The organism is Blautia sp. HCP3S3_G3 (assembly GCF_052063365.1).
Classification (GTDB): domain Bacteria; phylum Bacillota; class Clostridia; order Lachnospirales; family Lachnospiraceae; genus Blautia_A.
Window position 1 is genome coordinate 1 of the sequence record NZ_JBQHXR010000010.1, and the last position, 17,653, is coordinate 17,653.

Consider the following 17,653-nt stretch of genomic DNA (forward strand, 5'->3'; position numbering starts at 1 on the left):
TGTGGAACTGGGAATCAATCATGACTAAATATGAGAGTTCACTGTTTAGATTATAACTCATATGTGTCTAAAAATTGACCCCTCCGTGTCCAAAATTAGTTTACCACTTCAGCTTGCATGAAAAAACATGACTTTGGGACCCGCAAAAACATGAGAAAGTAGCCCGAATAGGGCGGATTTCGAATGTTTTTAGGATTTCGGGAGCACAAAGTGCGGAGAAATCCGTGTATCAGAGGGGTCAAAATACCTTTTGACCCCATCATCATAAAATTGAATATATTTTTGATATAATGAATAAGCTTCTGACAAACATCGGTGAGATGAATTTGTGAATATGAATTATATAAAATAGATACAGTGAGAGATTATGTGTGCTTAAGAAAAATGATGAAACAGATATAATGGAAGAGAATGGAGAAGCAGAGAAGGGGTGGCTGTATGAGTAGATTACGAAAATCTGTTATTACAAAAATTTTTTTATTAATTTTGTTATTGGTATTGCCTTTAAGTATTATGTTGGTTTATGTAACATATGATTCGATGAAAATTATGGAAAAACATACAGTGGACGCAATTGAAAGTACGTTAAATATTTTTATGGCTCAGTTAGAACGGGACATGAATGCTATGGACAAATATCTGAGTAGAATGGGCAATGATACATTTTTTATGCAGATGGTCCAGAAAAAGAATGAGAATAAATATACACTTGCCAAGATTAATCTTAATCGGGAATTTAATGAGCAAATTATTGTAAACCCAAGAACTGCAGGGGTATTTTATTATAAAGATGGACAAGATATGTTGTTGAATATAAATGTATCTTTTTTATCAGAAAAGGAGAAATTGGAGAATACGCTGATTGATAATATGTATGATAGAAAAAGTCGATGGAAAATTATTCGTATTGAAGAAGAATATTTTCTGGTAGACATTATGGATCAGGGAGATGCATTTCTTGGTGGACTGATGAGTATTAATGAAATTTTGAAAGAGATAGAGGATTCTTTTTCTTATGAAAGAATGGCTTTTTTTCTTGAAGAAAAGCCCCAAAAATCAGAAAACGGCTATGTAGCAGTTATCTCCAAATCGAAACTCTATGGAGTGGAACTTGTATTGTCGATGCTTCTTCCTAAGAAAGAGATTACAGAACAGCTTCCAATAATCCAAAAACGAAATTATTATATGTCGTTGTTATTATTAATGGTGACACCGTTGATTCTTGTAATACTAAAAAGGATTGTACTGGTACCTATGAAGAAAATCAATATGGCGATGGAGATGGTAAAAAAGGAAAAAACGGATTATCGCATTCCGGAATATCGTACTTCGTATGAGTTTCAAAATATTAATCATACATTTAATTCTATGATGGATCAGATTATGTGTTTGAAAATTGATAATTATGAAAGAAAGCTGGAGAAAAAGAAAATAGAATTATCAAATCTTCAATTACAAATCCGACCACATTTTCTTTTGAATTCATTCAATCTGCTTTTTAATCTGGCGCAGATGAAGGATTTTGAAAAAATTCAGGAAATGATTATCTGTTTAGTGACCTATTACAGGAAAAGTATGTGTGGAGTGGAAGATGTTAGAAGAGTTAATGATGAAATAATGTTTATAGAAAATTACCTAGAACTCGCAAATATTCGCTACAGAAATTCTTTTGAGATAAATATAGATGTGGATGAAAATCTGAAAAATGAAAGAATACCAACATTTTTGATTTATACATTTGTAGAAAACAGCATATCACATGGTTTGAAAATAGGTGAAAAAATTTCCATTCAGATTAGTGTTGCTGAAAAAAATCAAAAAATAGAGATTGTTGTAGAGGATAACGGAAATGGCATTCCTCCGGAAGTATTGGAAGAAATTAGCAGAGGAGATATTGTACATAAAGAGGAAGAGGAACATATTGGGTTGTGGAATTGCAGAAAACGTTTGGAGTATCAGTATGGAGAAGAAGCAACTATGGTTGTTGAATCGAAATATGGAGAAGGAAGCAAGGTAACTGTTATCATTCCAAAGTTGATTTTGGATGAAGGGAAGAAGGAATCATAAAAATGAATTTACTGATTGTTGATGATGAATGGATATCTTTGCAAGGTCTTATGATGGGCGTTCATTGGGAGGTTTGTGGAATAGAAAATGTATTTGAAGCCTACAATGTGTCAGAGGCCAAAAAAGTTATTGAAGAAAATGAAATTCAAATCGTACTCTGTGATATTGAAATGCCGGGTGGGAGCGGACTTGAACTGATTCGTTGGATTAGAGATAAGTATGGTAAGATGGAGTGTCTGTTTCTTACCTGCCATGCAGATTTTAAATATGCCAGAGAAGCTATTCGGCTGGGATGCAGCGAGTATCTTGTAAAACCGGTACCGTTCCAGGAAGTGGAAGAAGTAGTAAAAAGAATAGTCGATAAAGTGAAAATGGATCAGAAAAAGGAACAGTTGGCCACTTTTGGGAAAAACTTTATTGATGATAGAATTAAAAATGTTGAGATTCAGCACGGAAAACGTATAAATTCGATGGAAATTCTGAGTATCGTGGATGATTATGTAATAAAACACTTAAACCAGGATATCATGGTTGAAGAAATTGCCAAATTACTTGCTTTGCATCCGGATTATTTAAGCCGCCTGATCAAGAAGGAAACGGGAAAATCCATAAATCGTTATATTATTGAGAAAAAAATGTCGATTGCTGCATGTATGCTGGAAGAGACAAATATTTCTGCTAATGTTATTGCTGTTGAACTCGGATATGCAAATTATCCAAGTTTTGTGAAAATGTTTAAAAAAATATACGATATATCACCGACTCAATACAGGCAGAATTTAGAAAATAGTGAAAAATCGGAAAAGAATAACATGTAATCGTTTTGGGATATGGCAATTTTGCCATATCCTTGTTATTTTTATAGTAGCTTTTATCTAGATAAAACGTGTTGAGTCTAAAAAAGATGGAGGAAAAAAATGAATAGAAAGAATACGAAAAAACTTTTAGCAGGAGTTATGGCTTTATCAATGACTCTGGGCAGTAGTTCAGCGGTATGTATGGCAGAAGAGGCAAGTGCGGAAGAACCTTTTGAAATGGTAATGACATATATGCATCCAGGAACAGTGCCGAAAGACCTTCAGATGGTAGAGGATGCAGTAAATGAAATTACAGTACCCGAGATTAATGTAAAAGTTTCTCTGTATCCAATCAGTATAGCAGAAAGACATACACAGCAGGATTTGATGATTGCTTCTGGTGAAAAACTTGATTTAATGATGATTCTTTTAGAAAATGGTCCGGGAGTTTATGCAAATAAGGGGCAACTTTTAGAACTTGATGACTTATTTGAAGAATATTGCCCTGATGTAGCGGCAGCTGAAGGAATTGCAATGGCGGGCGGATATTTTAACAATAAACTATATGCCATTCCTGATGAAGAAAAAATGGGCAGACAGTATGGAATTCTGATGCGACAGGACCTGTTGGATAAATATGGGTTTAACCAGTATGATGGTCTTTCCTACGAAGAGATGGATGCTTTTCTTTCCAAAGTAAAAGAAGGCGAGGGAGAGAATTTCTATATGTTTAACAGTGTTGGTTCCGGTCTTGGTACATATAATGTTTTTAATTTGTATGATGAATTGGGATCATCAACTGCGTCTGGTGTTCTGATGAATGGCGGAAGAGATGATTTGGAAGTTGTAAATCTGTATGCAACAGAAGAATATAAGGAACATTTAACCTGGATGCGTAAGTGGTATGAAGCAGGATATTTTGCTAAAGATTGTACAACTATGACTGAGAGTCAGGTTGATTTGATGCGTTCAGGAAGGTATCTTGGAAACCTGAATTCCGTTGAACCGGACATGCCTGCTTTGTGTTCGCAGGATTATGGCTATACAATGACAGCAATTCCGTTAACAGATGTTGTTGCAAAAACTTCCTGTTATCAGATTTCGGAATGGGCTCTTCCGATTACCTGTGAAAATCCTGAAAAAACATTAGAATTTGTAAATTTGATGTATAAGGATACGGATATCGCAAATTTACTTCGTTATGGTATTGAAGGCGTGCATTATGTTAAAACAGACAACGAAGGAATTATTACATATCCGGAAGGATTGGATGCAAACACCAGTGGTTATGTGAATACCCTTGGTCTGTATGGTGATAAATCTAAAATCTATCAGTGGGAACCGGCTCCGGCAGACATTTTTGAACGTATGAGTGCTTTCAATGAGGAAGCTAATAAACCGGAGAAACAGTCAAAGGCATTAGGGTATTGTTTTAACAGTGATCCTGTGAAGAGTGAAATATCAGCGGTAGGTACTGTTATTCAGCAATATCAGGCTGCTTTGGAAAGTGGATCAGTTGATCCTGAAGTTGTACTTCCGGAGTTCCTGGAAGCATTAGATGCAGCAGGAATTCAGGAGGTTATCGCAGAAAATCAGAAACAGCTTGATGAATGGGCAGCTAATAAGTGATTTATACAGACAGAGCCAGGGATAAACCTGGCTCTGTCTGTAATAATAGTCTGAAGGTGGTATGTTATGAAAAAAAAGAAGAATAAATGGAAAAAATATGTTCCTTTTTATCTTATGGCAGTTCCGGGTATTATTTATTTTTTTATCAATAACTATATGCCGATGTTTGGACTGGTTATTGCTTTTAAAAAATTAAACTTTCGCGAGGGGATTCTGAAAAGTCCATGGTGCGGACTGGAAAATTTCGGTTTTTTGTTTCGAAGCAAAGATGCATGGACAATTACAAGAAATACGCTTTTGTATAATCTGGCATTTATTATTTTGGGAACAGTGATGGGGATTGCTCTGGCAATTCTGCTGAGTGAAATACGAAGCAGAGTAGCTTCAAGTTTATATCAGAGTGTGTTGCTGATTCCTTATTTGATGAGTTGGGTGATTGTCGGGTATCTGTCGTATGCTTTTCTTTCTTCAGATACAGGATTTTTAAATAAAACAATTCTTCCGGCATTGGGAAAAGAAGGAGTTTCATGGTATACGGTGAAGAAATTTTGGCCATTGATTCTGACATTTGTCAGTGAATGGAAAGGTCTGGGCTTTACGATGGTGATTTATTTATCGACTATTGTAGGTATAAGTAAAGATTATTATGAGGCAGCACGTATTGATGGTGCTGGAAAATGGAATCAGATTCGTTATATTACACTTCCTATGTTGAAATCTACAGTTATTACGATGACATTGTTGAACATTGGACATATTTTTTATTCTGACTTTGGTTTATTTTATCAGGTTCCCAGAAATTCAGGTATGTTATATGATGTTACGAGGACAATCGATGTGTATGTTTATAATGCATTGATGAAAAATCCTGATTATGGGTTAGCCTCAGCAGCAAGCTTTTACCAATCGATTGTAGGATTTATTCTGATTTTGCTTGCGAACTGGATAGTTCGAAAAGTAGATAAAGATAACGCGCTATTCTGAAGAAAGAAGGAGATAAATATGTATACGAAACAAGATAAAATTATGGAGGGTATTGCACATGTAATTCTTATTGTGGGATCTGTTTTGGCATTGTTTCCATTTATTTTATTGGTAAGTGCATCGTTTACGGATAATGAAACGGCTATTGTGGAGGGATATCGTATTATTCCCGGTAAATTCAGTACTGCTGCATATGAATATATTATCAGAGAATGGAGCAGTATAGGGAGAGCATATTTTGTGACAATTGTTGTGACTATAGCAGGTACGTTTATTGCTTTACTGATTTCTTCGATGTTTGCTTATACATTGGCGCAGAAAGATTTACCCGGAAAAAGTATTCTTACATTTTATGTAGTTTTTACAATGTTATTTAATGGAGGAATTGTATCCACATATTTGGTTTATACAAAAATATTCAATATAAAAAACACGATATTTGCTTTGCTGGTACCAAATTTGCTTATGAATGCTTTTAATTTAATTCTATTGCGGAATTATTTTGCAAACAATATTCCAACGGAACTTTTGGAAGCTCCGAGAATTGATGGAGCAGGAGAACTGACAATATTCCGCTGTATTGTGATTCCGCTGTCAAAACCCATATTTGCAACGGTAGGATTAATGTATGCTCTTGGTTATTGGAATGACTGGACAAATGGTCTTTATTTTCTTGATGACAAGTATGGAAGTCAATATTATAGTATTCAGAATGTTTTAAATCGAATTAATGAAAATATCAGTTTTCTGGCAAATAATTCTTCGCAGGCAGGAATGGTGATGAATGCTTCTACTCTTCCAACAACAACTATGCGTATGGCTATTGGAATAATAGGGATTCTTCCTGTCTTGCTTGCCTATCCGTTTTTTCAAAAATACTTTGTAAAGGGCATTACAATCGGAGCTGTAAAGGGGTGAAAGAATGGAAAAATGTAGAAATAGGCTTCAGGAAGTGCTTTATGGAAAAGAAAGTAATTATCTTTATCCTTTTTTGTGGCTGCATGGAGCGGATCGAAACACTCTGGAAGATTATGTAGAACATATTTACCAGTCGGGTTGCAGAGCTTTTTGTGTGGAATCCAGACCACATCCGGATTTTCTTGGAGAAAAGTGGTGGAATGATATGGATATTTTGCTTAACAAGGCTCAAAGTCTGGGTATGAAGGTATGGATTCTGGATGATGCTCATTTTCCTACAGGGTATGCTAATGGAAGAATCAGAAATTCACCGGAGAATTTGAAGCAATGGCAAATCTTTCATCAAGAAATGGATATTGCAGGACCGGTCAAAAATGGAAGAGTTTCTGTTTATCTTGAAAATAATAGAAATGGCGGCTTACTTCAGGAAGGTGAGGAGTTAGTTGCTGCAATTCTTGTAAAAAGAGTAAGCGGAGAAAGTTTTGATTCTGATGGTGTTTGTAAGGATATGACTGAAGAGGTAGAGGCTGGGTGGCTGAAATTGAATTTGCCGGAAGGAAAACATCGCCTTTATATCATAACGAAAATGCTGAGAAAACAGAATACATTTATCGATTATATAGATATGACAAATCCGGATTCTGTAAAATTACTTTTAGAAGAAACTTATGAAAAACATTATCAACACTATAAAGAATATTTTGGGAATGTAATAGAAGGGTTCTTTTCTGATGAACCTGGATTTTATAATTCTGATAATAAAAGGGGGTATTCGTTCCAATATCAGATAGGTGCAGATATGCATTTGCCATGGAATGAGTATATTGCTGAAGAATTAAGTGAAAAGCTTTTTGAACAGGGAATTCTTACAGATAATAAGGAAAAGCTGATGAGAAAGCTGCTTCCGGCATTATGGTTTCCCTGTGGAAAAGATACAAAGAAAATCAGAGCAGCGTATATGGATACATTGACTGATTTGTATCGCAGAAATTTTACAGGACAGATTTCAGCCTGGTGTCATAGTCATAATGTTCTTTATGTGGGACATGTGATTGAAGATAATAATTGTCATGCCAGACTTGGTTGTGGACCGGGGCATTATTTCAGGGCATTGACAGGTCAGGACATGTCTGGTATTGATGTTGTGTTACAGCAGATTCTTCCTCAAAAGGATTATTTGCAATATGGATTTTGTTCCTGCGGAACTCAGGATGGTGCGTTTAATTTTTATGGACTTGGGAAATTAGGGGCTTCGATGGCTCATATAGATACAAAAACTCATGGAAGGGCGATGTGCGAAATATTTGGAGCATATGGTTGGACAGAAGGGATTAGCATGATGAAATGGCTTGCGGATCATATGCTTGTACGCGGTTTGAATGTATTTGTCCCACATGCGTTTACAGAAAAAGAATTTCCTGATGAGGATTGTCCGCCGCATTTTTACTGTCATGGAAGAAATCCGCAATATCCATATATGCGTATGCTTTTTGAGTATATGAATCGTACCGCTCATCTTCTAAGCGGTGGAAAACCATTGACGGATATAGGTGTATTGTATCATGCAGAAGCGGAATGGCTTGGCAGGACCATGTATTTTCACACAGTTGGGGAAAGATTAATGAAAAGTCAGATGGATTACGAAGTGATTCCATTGGAAGCGTTAAAAAATGCAGAATATCAGGAGGGTGTAATTATAATTGGAAGCCTGCGTCTTCGCTGCCTTTTGATTCCTATGGCTGATTGCTATCCTGAAGAATTGAAAATATGTATCAATAACTGTTTGAAATTTCACATCTGTGTCTATCAGGTAAATGGGAAGTTACCGAATAACAGCAGGGAAGGTGAAATATGGTCAATACCGGAAAACTATTCTGGAGAGTACTTAGAAGGATGTGTTAATATTGAACTGGACGAATTGGCAGACAGATTGAGACAACAGGGATTTTGTCAGATGACGATATCTATGAATACTCAACAGGAGCAATTGGAATGGCTCCGCTATTATCATTATCTAACAGAAGATGAACATCATATTTATATGCTGTTTCATGAAGGAAAGCAGGGAGTGATTGAAGGAAATCTTGAATTGCCTTTTATGGAACAACTTATACGGTATGATGCGTTTAATAATGCATTGTATAATTTGGAAAAATCTGACGATGGACATGTGAATGTGAAACTGAATCCAGGGGAAGTCTGGTTATTGATCAGTCATATATCAGACAAAGAAATGCAGGAAATGAAAAAATCGGGTCAGGTGGCATTTCAAAGGTACATGAGAGAAAGTGGTGGAGAATGGAAACGATTTACTGGGGGATTAAGGATTTTCGGAGCAGATTCTTTTCATAATACAGATTTTTCTGTATGGAAAGAACAAAAAGAATGGGAAAATTTTGACATAGAGGAAGAATATCCGGGTTTTGCAGGGATTCTTACTTACGAATTTAAGATTGACAGTGGAGATAAAAAGATGGCTCTATTGAAATTTCAATATGCGAAGGAAGCAGTTACAGTATGGGTAAACGGAATATGCGCAGGGACTGCTGTCGGTGAGCCGTATACATTTGATATCTCTGAACTATCAAGGACAGGAACGAATGATATCCGGGTGGAGGTAACTACAACTTTAACGTTTGCGGTAAGAGATTCTTTTTCCAAGTATACTGTTTTGTTACAGGAAGGAATACAGGGAGCGATATACTATCAGCTTATTTGTTAGATTTATATAGGCTATATGTCATGGAGCTTCTGCAGTAAATTATTCAGGCTGATTCATCGCGATAGGAATACATATTCTTTGGCAATTCAAATTTATTTTTGCCTAATTGCCATTTTTCTTTGTTTTCGATATAATTGTATCAATTGAATTTACGGGGGATGGAACAAGATGGCAAAATTTAAAGAGTGTGATATTCTGGAGGTAGATACCCTTTGCGATCTGGGAAAAGCGTTGTCTTCTCCCATTCGTGTGGAGAGGCTAATAAAACAAAAGGATAAAAAATGATTGATGGAGGGAAATAGTTCATGAAATGCTATATCAAAGATTATCCAAGACCCCAGTTTGTTCGTGAGGATTGGGAAAATTTAAACGGGACCTGGAATTTTGCATTTGATGATGCAAATCAGGGAGAACGTGAGAAATGGTTTGAAACATTTACAGGAGATCTGAAGATTCAGGTGCCATTTACCTATGAAACAAAAATGAGTGGGATTCAGGATGAAAAACGCCATGACAATGTCTGGTATCACCGTACCATTCAGGTAGATGCCGGAAAACTGGAAGGCAGACGTTTTATGATCCATTTTGAAGGCAGTGATTTCCATACAAAACTCTGGGTAAACGGTCAGTATGCGGGAGATCACAAAGGCGGTTATGCAAGATTTTCTTTTGACATTACCGAGCTTTTGAAGGATGGAGAGAATGAGATTACTGTTAAGGCGGAGGATTCTTTTGATACTCAGCAGCCGCGTGGAAAACAGCGCTGGACAGATGATAATTTTGGCTGCTGGTATGTACAGACAACCGGAATCTGGAAAACCGTATGGACGGAATATGTTCCGGAAGTCCGCCTGGACAAAGTAAAAATGACACCGGTTCTTCACGATGCAGCACTGGAACTGGAATATGAGGTGGAAGCACCGGAATGCCTGCTTGACGGACAGATCGAAGTTGTGGCAGAAGTGACTTTCGGCGACACGCTGATCAGCAGAACCAAAACAGCAGTGACTTCTTCTCATATCAAAACAACTGCAGATGTGTACCATAAGGGCGGCAATGGATTTGAGTGGGGCGTGCGTACCTGGAGTCCGGAAGATCCAAGCCTTTATGATGTGACATTCCAAGTGGTAAAAGACGGAGAAGTAGTGGATACCATTGGATCGTATTTTGCAATGCGTGAGATCAGAATTGACGGACCGAATATTCTCCTGAACGGACGTCAGCTGTACCAGAGACTGATTCTGGATCAGGGTTACTGGAAAGATTCTCATCTGACACCGCCTTCAGAAGAAGCACTGATTGAGGATATTGATAAGATTCATGCACTGGGTTATAACGGCCTGCGCAAACATCAGAAGACAGAGGATGAGAGATTCCTGTACTGGTGTGATGTGAAAGGTATGCTTGTATGGAGTGAAGTGGCTGCAGCATATCAGTATTCTGATAAAGCTGTGGAAGAATTCACGCGTGAGTGGCTGGAAATCGTAAGACAGAATTACAATCATCCGTGTATCATCACCTGGACGCCGGTCAATGAATCCTGGGGTGTTCCAATGGTCAAGACAGACCGGACACAGCAGCATTTTACAGAGATGCTGTATCATCTGACCAAGAGTATTGATAAATATCGTCCGGTAATTGTCAATGACGGATGGGAGCACACCATTTCCGATATCATTACTCTGCATGATTATGAAGAATGCGGAGAGGTTCTGAAAGCCCGTTATACAGAATATAAGGATGAACTTCTGAATAATGATGTTTATCATTGCGGTCATCACAGTGCACTGGCAAATGGATTTGCTTACAAGGGTCAGCCGATCATCATCAGTGAGTACGGCGGAATTGCGTTCTCCGGCGGCTCAGAGGGACAGTGGGGATATGGTAATACTGTGGCAACAAAAGAAGCGTTTATTGACCGTTTTGACCGTATCACAACAGCGGTAAAAGAAATTCCGTACTGCTGTGGTTTCTGCTATACACAGGTATCGGATGTACAGCAGGAGATCAATGGCCTGATGGATATGGAACGCAATTTCAAGATTGATCCGGAAATCATCCGTGAGATCAATGAGCGCAAGGTCGGATACTGGAGATCTTTCATGTAAACAGAATTATGCAGGGCAATAAGCCGCAGAATGGGTGGAAATTTCACATCCTGTTCTGCGGCATTATTAGATCAAAATCCCGGGTTTACAAACCACGGAAAGTGTGCTAGTATTTGAACATACGACAGGAAAAATACTGTCAAAATCAATAACTGTCCGGTCTGACACACCGTTGGAGAATCAGGGCAGAGAGAAAACTCGTGGAAGAAGAGAGTACACGTGCATACCGCATTACAGAGAAATCCCCGAAGGGACTTTTGCCCGGGGCTGAGAGGGATGTGTATGGGGCATATGGAAGATGGCTTCAGAGGGGCGCTGTCGAATATGGGCGTGTTCCGGAGAAACTGGTACAGAGATTGTTTTGCAGAATATGTGCCAGAGAGGACTTCGGAAGCACAGCACATGGTAGGCTGCGACAGGACCGCCTGTTACAGCGGGAAGGTATCGGATGTGAACGGAATCCGGAAATCATAAGTCACGTCTGTTCAGACAGGGAGCAGAGGAGATTTATTTTTGAAGGGAATTTTCACAGGAATCCTGTACCTGGCAAGGTTTCTGGCCGCGAGGCAGAAATGAACAGAAGTGGTAACACGGGTTTTACTCGTCTTCTCTGAATAAGAACAGAGAGGGCGTTTTTTTATGTTACAGGAAAGTGCTTCGCATTTTCCTGTGATATAAAACACGGGAAATTATGAGAATTTCCCATTTAAGGAGGAATCAGAAATGGAAAAGCAGAAATACTATATCACTACTGCCATTGCCTATACATCAGGCAAACCGCACATCGGAAATACGTATGAGATCGTGCTGGCAGACGCAATCGCCCGCTATAAGAGACAGCAGGGCTATGATGTATTTTTTCAGACCGGAACAGATGAACATGGACAGAAAATTGAGCTGAAGGCTGCAGAAGCAGGCATCACTCCGAAGGAATTTGTGGACAATGTATCCGGCGAAATTAAAGGTATCTGGGATCTGATGAATACATCTTATGACAAATTTATCCGTACAACAGATGCAGATCATGAAAAACAGGTACAGAAGATTTTCAAAAAAATGTACGCAAAAGGAGATATCTATAAAGGACATTACGAAGGAATGTACTGTACTCCATGTGAGTCTTTCTTTACAGAATCCCAGCTTGTCGACGGCAAATGTCCGGACTGCGGACGTCCTTGCGTTCCTGCAAAGGAAGAAGCTTATTTCTTCAAAATGAGCAAATATGCAGACCGCCTGATCGAGCATATCAATACACATCCGGAATTTATCCAGCCGGAATCCCGCAAGAATGAGATGATGAACAACTTCCTGCTTCCGGGACTTCAGGATCTCTGTGTATCCAGAACTTCCTTCAAATGGGGAATTCCGGTAGACTTTGATCCGGGCCATGTGGTTTATGTATGGCTGGATGCACTGACCAACTATATTACCGGTATCGGCTACGATTGTGACGGTGAAAGTACAGAGCAGTTCCAGAAAAACTGGCCGGCAGATCTTCATCTGATCGGTAAGGATATCATCCGCTTCCATACTATTTACTGGCCGATTTTCCTGATGTCACTGGATTTGCCGCTTCCGAAGCAGGTATTCGGACATCCGTGGCTGCTTCAGGGCGATGGTAAAATGAGCAAATCCAAGGGAAATGTTCTTTATGCAGATGAACTGGTGGAATTCTTTGGTGTAGATGCTGTCCGTTATTTCGTACTTCACGAAATGCCGTTTGAGAACGATGGCGTGATTACGTGGGAATTGATGGTGGAACGTCTGAATTCTGAGCTTGCCAATACCCTCGGCAACCTTGTAAACCGTACCATTTCCATGTCCAATAAATATTTTGGCGGTGTGGTTGAAAACAAAGGCACAGCAGAGCCGGTAGATGACGATCTGAAAGAATTCGTGCTGTCCATCCCTGCAAAAGTCGATGCAAAAATGGAAAAACTCCGTGTGGCAGATGCGATCACAGAGGTATTTTCTCTGTTCAAACGCTGCAACAAATATATTGACGAGACTATGCCGTGGGCGCTGGCAAAAGATGAGACCAGACAGGACCGTCTTGCTACCGTTCTTTACAACCTTGTAGAGAGCATCTGCATCGGTGCGACTCTTCTGGAGTCCTTTATGCCAGAAACTACAGAAAAGATTCTTGCTCAGTTACATGCAGGCAAGAGAACGCTTGAGGATCTGAAAACATTTGGATTGTATGAATCCGGAACAAAAGTAACAGAAGCACCGGAAATCCTCTTTGCACGTCTGAAACTGGATGAGGTTATGGCAAAAGTTGCAGAACGCCATCCGCAGGTGGAGGAAACACAGGAACAGCCGCTGGAAGAAGAGAATGTGATCGATGTTGAAGCAAAACCGGAGATCACATTTGAAGATTTTGAGAAATTACAGTTCCAGGTTGGCGAGATCATCGCCTGCGAAGCGGTGAAGAAATCCCGTAAGCTTCTCTGCTCCCAGGTAAAGATCGGCAGCCAGGTGCGCCAGATTGTATCCGGAATCAAATCCAGTTATTCACCTGAGGAAATGGTAGGCAAGAAGGTTATGGTTCTTACCAATCTGAAACCCGCGAAGCTTGCCGGTATCTTAAGTGAGGGAATGATTCTCTGCGCAGAAGATGCTGACGGCAATCTGGCTCTGGTCGCTCCGGAGAAAGATATGCCTGCAGGTGCGGAAATCTGCTGATCACCGCAGATGCTGAAAAGCCGGAAATTTATTTCCGGGAGACAAAAGGTGTTTTTTTGGAATCGTCTGATAAGATGAGATTAAATAAAAATTATACAGAATTTTTTGGATAACCGGGTTGACAAAGGCTCCTGAAGAATATTATAGTAAGAGTAAGGAAATGTCTGTTCCACACGGACATTATGAATGATAAAAGGGAGTAGCTGGCACATTTGTGTTTGCGATGTCGTCAATCTCGATGGATAATCGTTGGTAAAATCCCGGAGCAATTTTCAAGTACGCTCCAGGTCAGCAGAAATACCTGTGAATTATCCGTCCGTATCGTAATGAAACAGCGAGACTTTTATTGTATGTTTTTTCATACAATGAAAGTCTCGCTTTTGTTGTATAACGGGAATCCTGTAAGGAGAAATATATAAGAGAACCTATATAAGAGAATCCTGTAAGGCAGCCCATATAAAGAAAATGCATACAAACAGAATCCTGTAAAGAAAATCTTATCAGTAAAAGAAAGGGTGATTCTATGAAAGCGTATTACAATCAGACATCTGAAGAAATCCGGATGGAATTGAACGGAACTCTGGAGCCTCTGACAGACAGTCAGGTAAAAGCCAGACAGCAGAAATACGGAATGAATGAACTGACAGAGGCAAAGAAGAAAACAACTCTGCAGATTTTTCTGGAGCAGTTCCGGGATTTTCTGGTGATAATTCTGATCGGTTCTGCTGTGATTTCTATGTTTCTGGGAGAAACAGAAAGTGCGGCAGTCATTCTGGTGGTTATTACCATGAATGCGATTCTTGGTACAGTTCAGATAATCAAGGCAGAATATTCCCTGAATAGTCTGAAAGAACTGTCTGCGCCAACGGCAAAGGTACTGAGAAACGGGATTGTAGTGGAAATTCCCAGCCGGGAAGTAACAGTAGGAGATGAAGTTTATCTGGACGCAGGGGATGCCATACCGGCTGACGGCAGAATCCTGGAAAGTGCCAGTCTCAAAGTAGATGAAAGCGCTCTGACAGGTGAAAGCCTGGGCGTTGAAAAGACAAGAGAAACTCTCAAGGGAGAATTAGCGCTTGGAGACCGCAGAAACATGGTGTATTCCGGATGCTTTGCTACCTATGGGCGGGCCCGGTACCTGGTTACAGACATCGGGATGAAAACAGAGGTGGGCAAAATTGCCGACCTTCTGAAGAATACATCCGAGAAAAAAACTCCTCTGCAGGTGAATCTGGATCAGTTCGGACGGAAGCTGTCTATTATAATCCTTGTGCTGTGTGCTGTGCTGTTCGGCATGCAGGTGCTGAAAGGCGGAAATGCGGCTGATGCATTTCTGTTTGCGGTGGCTCTTGCCGTTGCAGCTATTCCGGAGGCTCTGAGTTCCATTGTAACAATTGTACTGAGTTTCGGTACGCAGAAGATGGCGAAAGAGGGAGCCATTGTGCGTAAGCTTCAGGCAGTGGAGGGTCTGGGAAGCGTTTCTGTAATCTGTTCTGACAAAACCGGAACTCTGACTCAGAACAAAATGACAGTAGAGCATTATTACCTGGACGTACAGGATATTCCGGCGAAGGAAATCAATCCAATGAATCCGCTGCATAAACAAATGATGCGTTACAGCATCCTCTGCAATGATTCCACAAACATTGACGGACAGGAAATTGGAGATCCTACGGAAACAGCACTGATCAACCTTGGCAATAAGAGGGGTGTGCCTGCGCAGCGTGTGAGGGAGGTTTATTCTCGTCTCGGTGAGCTTCCTTTTGACAGTGACAGAAAACTGATGTCTACGCTGCACCAGCTGCGTGACGGATATACGATGATCACCAAGGGTGCTGTGGATGTGATGCTGAACCGTGTGAAATATATCCAGAAGGATGGAGTGGTGCGTGAAATAACACCGGAAGATGTACGAGAGATTGAGAAAGCCAATGAAGTGTATTCTTCTGATGGACTTCGTGTTCTGGGCATGGGTTACCGGAGGATGGACCAGGAGAGAGCGCTGGAGCCCGAAGATGAAAATTATCTGGTGTTTCTCGGCCTGATCGCAATGATGGATCCGCCCCGTAAGGAAAGTGCTGGTGCAGTTGCAGACTGTATCAGTGCGGGAATCCGTCCGATTATGATCACAGGTGACCACAAAGTAACGGCTGCAGCGATCGCCCGACGCATCGGTATTCTGAAAGATCCGTCTGAAGCGTGCGAGGGTGCGGAAATTGACCATTTAAGTGATGAGGAACTGAAGGATTTTGTGGAGCATATTTCTGTATATGCGCGGGTGACTCCGGAGCATAAGATCCGGATTGTCCGTGCATGGCAGGAAAAAGGCAATATTGTGGCTATGACCGGAGATGGCGTTAATGACGCACCGGCACTGAAACAGGCAGATATCGGTGTTGCCATGGGAGTTACGGGAACGGAAGTTTCCAAGGATGCCTCTTCTATGATTTTGACGGACGATAATTTTGCCACCATTATTCAGGCTGTGGAAAATGGAAGAAACGTATATGCAAATATCAGGCGCTCCATTTTGTTCCTTCTGTCCGGGAATTTTGCGGCAATACTGGTGGTTCTCGCAGCTTCTCTGTTTGGCCTTCCGGTACCTTTTGCGGCGGTTCATCTGCTGTTTATCAATCTTGTGACAGACAGCCTGCCGGCAATTGCTCTTGGACTGGAGCCGCATAAACATACGGTGATGAAGGAAAAACCCCGTCCTGTGAATGAATCCATTCTTACCGGAACATTTCTTCAGAGAGTAGGAATCGAGGGCAGTGTAATCGGTATCGTTACGATGGGAGCGTTTCTGGTCGGTTATCAGGGCGGGAATACAAAGCTTGCCAGTACGATGGCGTTTGGCGTGCTCTGTCTTTCCAGACTGATACATGGATATAACTGCAAAAGCACAAAACCGATTTGCTCTGTAAAACAGTTTTTCAATAATAAATACATGCAGGGTGCATTTCTGGCAGGATTTGTACTTCTTACAGCGGTGCTGACTGTTCCTGCCCTGCACAGGATGTTTGCTGTGCAGACACTGAATCTGATACAGCTTCTGACGGTATATGGACTTGCATTTCTGACATTGCCGGTGATACAGTTATTAAAAAGACTGCAATCGTAGAGATTTAACCGGGAAATTTACTGTTGCAGAGAGTCATCCGGAAGGTTTACCGCAGAGAGTTATCCGGAAGGTTTACTTGACGAGGCGGTGGTTATTTTTTATACTATAATGAGATTGCGGCAGGTGGAAGGAGAAGGATGATGGGAGAGGGTTTTACTCATTTTGACGAGAATGGAAATGCGGTAATGGTGGATGTTTCAGGGAAAAATGTGACATTCCGGACTGCAGTTGCCACAGGGACGATCCATGTTGGCGAACAGATTATGGAAGCAGTTTCCCGGGGAACGGTAAAAAAAGGTGACGTACTTGGAGTCGCTCGCGTAGCTGGAATTATGGGGGTCAAAAGAACCTCCGATCTGGTGCCGATGTGCCACCCTCTTCCTGTGCAGAAATGCTCCATTGACTATGAACTGGACAGAGAAAAAAATATGATTCGTGTGTTCTGCACCGTAAAAACAGAAGGAAAAACAGGGGTGGAAATGGAGGCGCTTACAGGGGTGCAGGTGACTCTTCTGACGATTTATGATATGTGTAAAGCAATTGATAAGCATATGGTGATGTCGGATATCCATCTGGTAGAAAAGACAGGAGGAAAAAGCGGAACTTTCCGTTTTGATTGATA

11 protein-coding genes are annotated in these 17,653 nt (G+C 40.4%); all 11 read left to right on the top strand.

All coding sequences use genetic code 11. From position 1 onward, the window contains the following. Window positions 1–438: 438 nt before the first annotated feature. The 11 genes from ACTNEW_RS10055 to moaC all read left to right on the top strand — a co-directional run bounded on the left by ACTNEW_RS10055 (window position 439) and on the right by moaC (window position 17,651). On the top strand, window positions 439–2,067 hold the full coding sequence (locus ACTNEW_RS10055) for a sensor histidine kinase (RefSeq protein ID WP_441060457.1): 1,629 nt from the start codon (window positions 439–441) through the stop codon (window positions 2,065–2,067). A 2-nt stretch (window positions 2,068–2,069) separates the two neighbouring features. Next, entirely contained in the window at window positions 2,070–2,885 is an 816-nt protein-coding gene (locus ACTNEW_RS10060; RefSeq protein ID WP_441060459.1) for a response regulator transcription factor, read from the top strand. 99 nt (window positions 2,886–2,984) lie between these two features. Then, window positions 2,985–4,493 (top strand): ABC transporter substrate-binding protein, encoded by a 1,509-nt coding sequence (locus ACTNEW_RS10065; protein ID WP_441060461.1) that lies wholly within the window; start codon window positions 2,985–2,987, stop codon window positions 4,491–4,493. A gap of 66 nt (window positions 4,494–4,559) precedes the next feature. Continuing rightward, window positions 4,560–5,477, top strand: coding sequence for an ABC transporter permease (locus ACTNEW_RS10070; RefSeq protein ID WP_441060463.1), 918 nt, complete (start codon window positions 4,560–4,562; stop codon window positions 5,475–5,477). Between the two features lie 18 nt (window positions 5,478–5,495). After that, window positions 5,496–6,395 (top strand): carbohydrate ABC transporter permease, encoded by a 900-nt coding sequence (locus ACTNEW_RS10075; protein ID WP_441060465.1) that lies wholly within the window; start codon window positions 5,496–5,498, stop codon window positions 6,393–6,395. Between the two features lie 4 nt (window positions 6,396–6,399). After that, window positions 6,400–9,117, top strand: coding sequence for a hypothetical protein (locus tag ACTNEW_RS10080; protein WP_441060467.1), 2,718 nt, complete (start codon window positions 6,400–6,402; stop codon window positions 9,115–9,117). A gap of 305 nt (window positions 9,118–9,422) precedes the next feature. Then, the gene (locus ACTNEW_RS10085) at window positions 9,423–11,225 is read left to right on the top strand and encodes a glycoside hydrolase family 2 protein (protein WP_441060469.1); all 1,803 of its coding nucleotides are present in this window, start codon (window positions 9,423–9,425) and stop codon (window positions 11,223–11,225) included. 282 nt (window positions 11,226–11,507) lie between these two features. Then, window positions 11,508–11,699 (top strand): hypothetical protein, encoded by a 192-nt coding sequence (locus tag ACTNEW_RS10090; protein ID WP_441060471.1) that lies wholly within the window; start codon window positions 11,508–11,510, stop codon window positions 11,697–11,699. 249 nt (window positions 11,700–11,948) lie between these two features. Beyond that, window positions 11,949–13,910 carry a methionine--tRNA ligase gene (gene metG / locus ACTNEW_RS10095; protein ID WP_441060473.1) on the top strand — a complete coding sequence of 654 codons (1,962 nt, stop codon included), beginning with the start codon at window positions 11,949–11,951 and terminating at the stop codon, window positions 13,908–13,910. Between the two features lie 523 nt (window positions 13,911–14,433). Continuing rightward, window positions 14,434–17,031, top strand: a complete 2,598-nt coding sequence (locus tag ACTNEW_RS10100) for a cation-translocating P-type ATPase (protein ID WP_441060475.1) — start codon at window positions 14,434–14,436, stop codon at window positions 17,029–17,031. Between the two features lie 140 nt (window positions 17,032–17,171). Continuing rightward, window positions 17,172–17,651, top strand: coding sequence for a cyclic pyranopterin monophosphate synthase MoaC (gene moaC, locus ACTNEW_RS10105; RefSeq protein WP_441060477.1), 480 nt, complete (start codon window positions 17,172–17,174; stop codon window positions 17,649–17,651). The last annotated feature ends 2 nt before the right edge of the window (window positions 17,652–17,653 follow it).

Bases quoted from the DNA above. Each gene is read 5' to 3' on its own strand.
- metG (WP_441060473.1), top strand. From the start codon at position 11,949: ATGGAAAAGCAGAAATACTATATCACTACTGCCATTGCCTATACATCA.
- ACTNEW_RS10065 (WP_441060461.1), top strand. From the start codon at position 2,985: ATGAATAGAAAGAATACGAAAAAACTTTTAGCAGGAGTTATGGCTTTA.
- ACTNEW_RS10090 (WP_441060471.1), top strand. From the start codon at position 11,508: ATGGGGCATATGGAAGATGGCTTCAGAGGGGCGCTGTCGAATATGGGC.
- ACTNEW_RS10060 (WP_441060459.1), top strand. From the start codon at position 2,070: ATGAATTTACTGATTGTTGATGATGAATGGATATCTTTGCAAGGTCTT.
- ACTNEW_RS10055 (WP_441060457.1), top strand. From the start codon at position 439: ATGAGTAGATTACGAAAATCTGTTATTACAAAAATTTTTTTATTAATT.
- moaC (WP_441060477.1), top strand. From the start codon at position 17,172: ATGGGAGAGGGTTTTACTCATTTTGACGAGAATGGAAATGCGGTAATG.
- ACTNEW_RS10100 (WP_441060475.1), top strand. From the start codon at position 14,434: ATGAAAGCGTATTACAATCAGACATCTGAAGAAATCCGGATGGAATTG.
- ACTNEW_RS10075 (WP_441060465.1), top strand. From the start codon at position 5,496: ATGTATACGAAACAAGATAAAATTATGGAGGGTATTGCACATGTAATT.
- ACTNEW_RS10070 (WP_441060463.1), top strand. From the start codon at position 4,560: ATGAAAAAAAAGAAGAATAAATGGAAAAAATATGTTCCTTTTTATCTT.
- ACTNEW_RS10080 (WP_441060467.1), top strand. From the start codon at position 6,400: ATGGAAAAATGTAGAAATAGGCTTCAGGAAGTGCTTTATGGAAAAGAA.
- ACTNEW_RS10085 (WP_441060469.1), top strand. From the start codon at position 9,423: ATGAAATGCTATATCAAAGATTATCCAAGACCCCAGTTTGTTCGTGAG.